5 protein-coding genes are annotated in these 6709 nt (G+C 66.9%); 3 read left to right on the forward strand and 2 right to left on the reverse strand.

Annotated features, from left to right (window positions below; genetic code table 11):
• Positions 1-766 precede the first annotated feature (766 nt).
• The gene (locus ACFXN1_RS50925) at positions 767-2194 is read left to right on the forward strand and encodes a sugar porter family MFS transporter (protein ID WP_379446161.1); all 1428 of its coding nucleotides are present in this window, start codon (positions 767-769) and stop codon (positions 2192-2194) included.
• Between the two features lie 4 nt (positions 2195-2198).
• Here the strand turns inward: ACFXN1_RS50925 and tuf are convergent, their stop codons facing one another.
• On the reverse strand, positions 2199-3395 hold the full coding sequence (tuf, locus tag ACFXN1_RS50930; protein ID WP_379404892.1) for an elongation factor Tu: 1197 nt from the start codon (positions 3393-3395) through the stop codon (positions 2199-2201).
• A gap of 234 nt (positions 3396-3629) precedes the next feature.
• Between tuf and ACFXN1_RS50935 the strand changes: the two genes are divergently transcribed.
• Entirely contained in the window at positions 3630-5135 is a 1506-nt protein-coding gene (locus ACFXN1_RS50935; protein WP_379404890.1) for a leucyl aminopeptidase, read from the forward strand.
• A 103-nt stretch (positions 5136-5238) separates the two neighbouring features.
• Here the strand turns inward: ACFXN1_RS50935 and ACFXN1_RS50940 are convergent, their stop codons facing one another.
• Positions 5239-5574, reverse strand: coding sequence for an oxidoreductase (locus ACFXN1_RS50940; RefSeq protein WP_379446159.1), 336 nt, complete (start codon positions 5572-5574; stop codon positions 5239-5241).
• 794 nt (positions 5575-6368) lie between these two features.
• Between ACFXN1_RS50940 and ACFXN1_RS50945 the strand changes: the two genes are divergently transcribed.
• Positions 6369-6709 (forward strand): biotin/lipoyl-containing protein (locus ACFXN1_RS50945; RefSeq protein WP_379464137.1); only part of this gene is annotated, 341 nt, incomplete at its 3' end.

The raw sequence follows: 6709 nt of genomic DNA on the forward strand, positions 1-6709 counted from the left end.
CCCTCACACGGGGGGTGAGAATCGGAACCAAATTTCAAAATTTGGCACTGACATTCATCGACACACTATTGAGTTCTCAAAGAACACACGCACAAGCCATCTCCCGGGCGGTAAGCCCGTTCGATCAGCTAGGCAACTTATCAAGCTTAGCTCGCACCATGCAGCAGAACCAAATCCGCTGGTCAGGTCGAACTAGTGTGATCATCAGGCGCTCCTCGTCCAACCTCGTTTCCCAGGCCCTTGGGGCTCCGGGTCGGTGTCCGTGTCGCTCTGACCTGGAATAAGTTACGTGTTGCTACGAACCAAAGTCAAATCGGCTGTCTACCTGCGCTTTTCCGGCACATCGGATGAGTGGCACGGACGAGTCGAAGGCCGCATGGCTCCGAATACCTCCCCACAACGCTGCCTATGGGTAAGGAGGTCTCGTGGCCGCAGCTGTTCGGCGCGGACGGAGAGTCGCGAGGATCGGTCCGGAGTTCTGTATGCGGTGTCGCGAGCGACGGACGCCGCGCGAGCCGGCGACGTCGAGACTGCGGCGCTACTACTCCGAGAGGCCGAACGGTTGGCGGGGAGAGAAGACCACATCGCAGCCAAACCGCCTGCCCACATCACCGGAAAACGACCCCTGCGGGCCGCGTTGACAAGCATCACAGCAGCAACGATCGTCGGAGTGCGCCGTCTGACGGGGTTCTGTGCGTCATCTCGGTCTTACCCAAGGTGGTTGGCCCGGGCTCACCAGGCTCCGGGTCGGGACGAAGGAGTCTGCGTGAATTCAACGGTGGGCGAGCGAACGCCCGGCGATCAGGTGGGTGGGGCGGACGGCCTCGTCTATGTCGTGTTCATTACCGCTGCGGCGGCCATGGGTGGGTTTCTGTTCGGGTATGACAGCTCCGTCATCAACGGGGCGGTCGAGGCGATCCGGGATCGGTACGACATCGGGTCGGCGACCTTGGCGCAGGTGGTGGCCATTGCATTGATCGGGTGCGCGGTGGGGGCGGCGATCGCGGGGCGGATCGCGGACCGGATCGGGCGCATCTGGTGCATGCGGATCGCGGCGACGCTGTTCACCTGTAGTGCGATCGGGTCGGCGCTGCCGTTCGCGCTGTGGGATCTGGCGATGTGGCGTGTGATCGGTGGCGTCGGGATCGGGATGGCGTCGGTGATCGGGCCCGCGTACATCGCCGAGGTGTCGCCGCCGGCGTATCGCGGGCGGCTGGCGTCGTTCCAGCAGGCGGCCATCGTGATCGGTATCGCCACTTCACAGTTGGTGAACTTCGCGATTCTGAAGATGGCGGGTAGTGAGCAGCGCGGTCACATCGCAGGGCTGGAGGCCTGGCAGTGGATGCTCGGTGTGATGGTGGTGCCGGCGGCGCTGTACGGGCTGTTCTCGTTCACCATTCCGGAGTCGCCGCGGTATCTGATCTCCATCGGTAAGACCGACAAGGCCAAGGAGGTGCTGGCCCAGGTCGAGGGTGACAAGGGAAATCTGGACGCCCGGGTGGCCGAGATCGAGCAGGCCATGCACAGTGAGCACCGTTCGACGTTCAAGGATCTGCTGGGCGGTGGGTTCGGGTTCCTGCCGGTGGTGTGGATCGGTATCGGGCTGTCGGTGTTCCAGCAGCTGGTCGGCATCAATGTCGTCTTCTACTACTCGGCGACGCTGTGGCAGTCGGTGGGCATCGACCCGTCCAGTTCGTTCTTCTACTCGTTCACCACCTCGATCATCAATATCGTCGGCACTGTGATCGCCATGGTGCTGGTCGACCGGATCGGGCGGAAGCCGCTGGCGCTCATCGGATCCACGGGCATGGCGATCTCGCTCGCACTGGAGGGCTGGGCGTTCTCGTACAAGTCCGGGTCCGGAAACAGCGTGAGCCTGCCGCACACCCAGGGCATCGTGGCGCTCGTGTCGGCGCACTGCTTCGTGCTGTTCTTCGCCATGTCGTGGGGTGTCGTGGTGTGGGTGTTGCTCGGCGAGATGTTCCCCAACAGGCTGCGCGCCGCCGCGCTCGGTGTGGCCGCGTCGGCGCAGTGGATCGCCAACTGGGTCATCACCGCCAGCTTCCCCAGCCTGGCCGACTGGAACCTGTCGGGGACCTACGTCATCTACACCGCCTTCGCCATCCTCTCGATTCCCTTCGTGCTCAAGTGGGTTCCGGAGACGAAGGGCAAGGCACTGGAAGAAATGGGCTGAACGGCTATTTGAGGATCTTGGTGATCTGGCCGGCGCCGACCGTCCGGCCGCCCTCCCGGATGGCGAATTTGAGACCGATCTCCATGGCTATTGGCTGGATGAGGACCACCTCCATGGAGACGTTGTCACCCGGGAGGACCATCTCCACCTCCTTCGGCAGGGTCACCACGCCGGTGACATCCGTTGTGCGGAAGTAGAACTGGGGGCGGTAGTTGTTGAAGAAGGGGGTGTGGCGGCCACCCTCCTCCTTCGAGAGGATGTACGCCTGGCCTTCGAACTGGGTGTGGGGTGTGACCGAACCCGGCTTGATGACGCACTGGCCGCGCTCCACATCTTCGCGGCGGACGCCACGCAGGAGGAGGCCGACGTTCTCGCCGGCTTGGCCCTCGTCCAGCAGTTTCCGGAACATCTCGATGCCGGTGACGGTGGTCTTGGTGGTCTTCGGGCGGATGCCGACGATCTCCACCTCCGCGTTGACCTTCAGGACGCCGCGTTCGATACGGCCGGTGACGACGGTGCCGCGGCCGGTGATGGTGAAGACGTCCTCGATGGGCATGAGGAAGGGCTTCTCGACCTCGCGGGTGGGGGTGTCGATCCAATCGTCCACGGCGGCCAGGAGTTCGGTGATGGTGTCGCCCCACTCGCCGGTCGGGTTCTCCAGCGCCTGGTAGGCGGAGACGCGGACGATGGGGGTGTTGTCGCCGTCGAATTCGTATTCGCTGAGCAGGTCGCTCACCTCGAGTTCGACCAGTTCCAGGATCTCCTCGTCCTCGACCATGTCGCACTTGTTCAGTGCCACCACCATTTTCGGGACGCCGACCTGGCGTGCCAGGATGACGTGCTCCTTGGTCTGCGGCATCGGGCCGTCGGTGGCGGCGACCACCAGGATGGCGCCGTCCATCTGGGCGGCACCGGTGATCATGTTCTTGATGTAGTCGGCGTGGCCGGGGCAGTCGACGTGCGCGTAGTGGCGGTTCTCCGTCTGGTATTCCACGTGGGCGATGGAGATGGTGATGCCGCGCTGCCGTTCCTCGGGGGCCTTGTCGATGGCCTCGAAGGGGGTGAAGGGATTCAGGTCCGGATATTTGTTGTGCAGGACCCTGGTGATCGCCGCAGTGAGAGTGGTCTTGCCGTGGTCGATGTGGCCGATGGTACCGACATTGACGTGCGGCTTCGTCCGCTGGAACTTCGCCTTCGCCACTGGAAACCTCCTGTGCGCCCGCGCGATTCGAGAGGGCACCGGAGGGTGGGGACACCGCGAAGTCATGCCCGACGGCGGTGTCTGTTCCAGGGTATTCAGGCGCCGGCCCGCAAAGGTCGAGAACAGCCCGAACCGGGCGTACAGGACTGTTGACGGGTGGTGTTCCGCCCGGCGAGTCCCCGGGAGACGCGCCGAACCCGCCTCGGGTGAGCAGGGGAAGTAACGTGGGCGGTTATGACAGCTGTTGCAGATCGTTCGCTCGGACCGGAACTCGTACGCACCGTGGGCATCGGGCAGGCCGACGTCCTCGTCATCGGCCTCACCTCGACGGATGACGGGCCGGTCATCGCGCCCGCCGACGTCTTCGAGGATGTGCTGGACGGCGAGACCCGGGCCGCGCTGCTGACTGCGCTGCAGGCGGTCGGGGCCAAGGGGAAGGGCGAGGAGGTCACGCGGGTGCCGGCTCCGGCCGGGCTGGGCGTCGACTACGTGCTGGCGGTCGGGCTCGGGGCCGAGGACAAGCTCGACGCCGAGCAGGTCCGCAAGTCGGCCGGTGCGGCCGGGCGGGCGCTGACCGGGGTCGCGACCGCGGTCACCACCCTGTCGGGGCTCGACCTCGGCGCGGCGGCCGAGGGCTTCTACCTGGGCGCGTACCAGTTCACCACGTTCAAGTCCGCCAAGACCGCGCCCAAGGACGACGATCAGCCGGTCAAGCGCGTCGAATTCCTGGTTCCCGAACCGGGATTCGGGGAAGAGTCGCTGTTCCGGGCGCAGGCCGTCGCCGAAGCCGTCGCCACCGCGCGGGATTTCGTGAACACCCCGCCCAACGACCTGTTCCCGGCCGAATTCGCCAACCGCGCAGCGGAATTGGCCAAGGCCGCAGGCCTGCAGGTGGAGATCCTGGACGAGAAGGAACTCGAATCCCAGGGCTACGGCGGCATTCTCGGCGTCGGCAAGGGCTCCTCGCGGCCGCCGCGACTGATCCGCATCACCTACGCGGGCGGCGACCCCAAGGTGGCGCTCATCGGCAAGGGCATCACCTTCGACACCGGCGGCATCTCCATCAAGCCCGCAGCGAACATGGAGAACATGACCTCCGACATGGGCGGCGCGGCGGCGGTCATCGCCACCACGCTGCTGGCGGCGCGACTGAGCCTGCCGCTCACCGTCATCGCCACTGTGCCGATGGCCGAGAACATGCCGTCGGCCACCGCGCAGCGGCCCGGTGACGTGCTCACCCAGTTCGGCGGGACCACCGTCGAGGTCATCAACACCGATGCCGAGGGCCGGCTCATCCTGGCCGACGCGCTCGTGCGCGCGGGCCAGGACGAACCCGACTACGTCATCGACGTCGCCACCCTCACCGGTGCGCAGATGGTCGCGCTCGGCACCCGCACCCCCGGCGTCATGGGCACCGACGCCTTCCGCGACCGGGTGGCCCGCATCTCGCAGGCCGTCGGCGAGAACGCCTGGGCCATGCCGCTTCCCGCGGAACTGCGCGCCGATCTGAACTCCAAGATCGCCGACCTGCAGAACGTCGCGCCGCACCGCTGGGGCGGCATGCTGTCGGCCGGTCTGTTCCTCAAGGAGTTCGTCTCCGAGAGCGTGCAGTGGGCCCACCTGGATGTGGCCGGCCCCGCCTACAACACCGGCGGGCCGTTCGGCTACATCGGCAAGGGCGGCACCGGCGTCCCGGTCCGCACCCTCATCGCGACCCTCGAGGACATCGCCGCCGAATAGCGAACGGCGCAGTCGCACACGGACGCCCGCCCCCGCTCGATGCGGTGGCGGGCGTCGTCGTTCGGCGCGGCCGGACTCGCGCCGGACGTTCCGGGTCCCGGCGTCAGAGGTCCTGAGCCGCGCGGCGTTCGAGGATGCGGCGGCGGGCCTCGTGGTCGCGCATGCGCTGGGGGTAGCCGACTCGGCGGGCGTCGTAGACGGGGATGTTCAAGGTGGCGGACAGGCGTTGCGCGCCGCGCTCGCCGACCGCGCGGCGGGTCCACGACCCGTCGTGGGCGACCAGGACGACCGAGACATCGGACACGGTCGTGCGCGGCTCGACGAAAGCCTCCACGCCGTAATGGCTTCGGGTCCAGGCGACGAGATGCGCCATCGCCTCGGGGTCGGCATCACCCCGGCGCGCGGTACCGCTGCGCCCGAACAGATCCAGGAAACCCATCCCCGGCTACCTCCTCTCCGGCCACGGAAAGACCGCCGGATAATTCGATAGTGCCAGTTCCCGGACCGTTCGCCAGTCCCCCGGCCAACCCCTAAGCAGCCCCACAGAATCCGTTCAGCCCCAGCTCAGCCCAGCGCCGGCTCCCGCGCCCGGGGACGACCGCAGAAACGCGATTCGGCGAGCCCGGTGGCGCACTCGGCAATTCAGGGCCGGTGAGGCGATGCCGCGGGGGCCAAATCCATGCGCCGACACGAGAGACATGCGAACGGGCGTTCGCGTGCGCCGACGGCGCCCATCGACATTGCGGCGAGGCTGTCGGCATCCTACGTGCCCTCAACCGATTCACCATTCCCCGCGAATTCATCACTCCCGCGACGCAACCGCCGCGCTCTCCGCGGACGCTCAGCCATCCGGTCGGCGAGCGGCGGCACGTTCAGCTAGCTGTCGGCTATCACGCTCAGCGTTGCCTCGACTCCCGGCCAGCGGCACCCGGAAAAGGAGTGTCGCGCGCAAACGTGATACGTCTCATGCCATTCCCGCCAATTCACGCTCACGCCAGGGAGATCTCTTGCTCACGCGGGGGATCGCGACACTGAGAGGTCGGCGCAACGGCCGCCCTGTGACACGCCGCACCCGGACGAGTGCAAGGATGGGTGGCTGGAACAAGAACCAACACGGATCTCCGGTGCCACAGAATGATCGGTGGCCGTCGGGACGACACCGCGACCCGCGGTGCCACGCCCGCGGAGAGACGAACTGTTTAACCCGACGAGCAGTCAGAGGAGTCAACGGACATGACCTTCTCCGTCCAGATGCCGGCTCTTGGTGAGAGCGTCACCGAGGGCACTGTGACCAGGTGGCTGAAGCAGGAAGGAGACACGGTCGAGGTCGACGAGCCGCTGCTCGAGGTCTCCACCGACAAGGTCGACACCGAGATCCCGTCCCCGGTCGCAGGCGTTCTCACGAAGATCGTCGCCCAGGAGGACGACGTGGTCGAGGTCGGCGGCGAGCTCGGCGTGATCGGTGAGGCCGGTTCCGCTCCGGCCCCGGCCGCCGCCCCGGCACCCGCCGCCGCCCCTGCCCCGGCGCCCGCGCCGGCACCCGCACCCGCCCCGGCCCCGCAGCCGGTCGCCGC

It is taken from the genome of Nocardia sp. NPDC059154 (assembly GCF_042755705.1).
Taxonomy (GTDB): domain Bacteria; phylum Actinomycetota; class Actinomycetes; order Mycobacteriales; family Mycobacteriaceae; genus Nocardia.